This is a genomic window from Salifodinibacter halophilus (assembly GCA_012999515.1).
GTDB lineage: Bacteria > Pseudomonadota > Gammaproteobacteria > Nevskiales > Salinisphaeraceae > Salifodinibacter > Salifodinibacter halophilus.
Genome location: JABEEB010000077.1, coordinates 1 through 339 on the forward strand (window position 1 = coordinate 1; position 339 = coordinate 339).

Below are 339 nucleotides of genomic sequence, written 5' to 3' on the forward strand. Positions count from 1 at the left end.
CGAAGGCCTGGGCCGCGGCGCGGATCGCCGCCGCGTACGGGCCGTTTTCGGCCACGCCGCCAACGATCAGCGCGACATGGTTGCCGGCCTTGGCGATCTCGCGCAGCGCTTCGTCGCCGAGCGCGGCGGCGAGCTGCGACGGCGCAACGATGCGCTTGCTGGTCAGGTCGAAGGTGAAGTCGAAGTCGACCGGATTCACCGCGTGCACCTTGGCGCCGCGGGTGTAGGCCTTGCGTACGCGCTGCTGCACCAGCGGCAGTTCATGGCGCAGGTTGCTGCCGACGATGACGACCACATCGGCCTGGTCGATCTCGGCGACCGGCATGGCGAAGGTTTCGG

Annotated in this window: 1 protein-coding gene; it reads right to left on the reverse strand. The window is 69.3% G+C overall.

Annotation, left to right across the window (positions count from 1 at the left end):
• Positions 1 to 339, reverse strand: a 339-nt coding sequence (locus HKX41_10760; protein ID NNC24610.1) for a molybdopterin-dependent oxidoreductase, incomplete at both ends; no start/stop codon positions are given.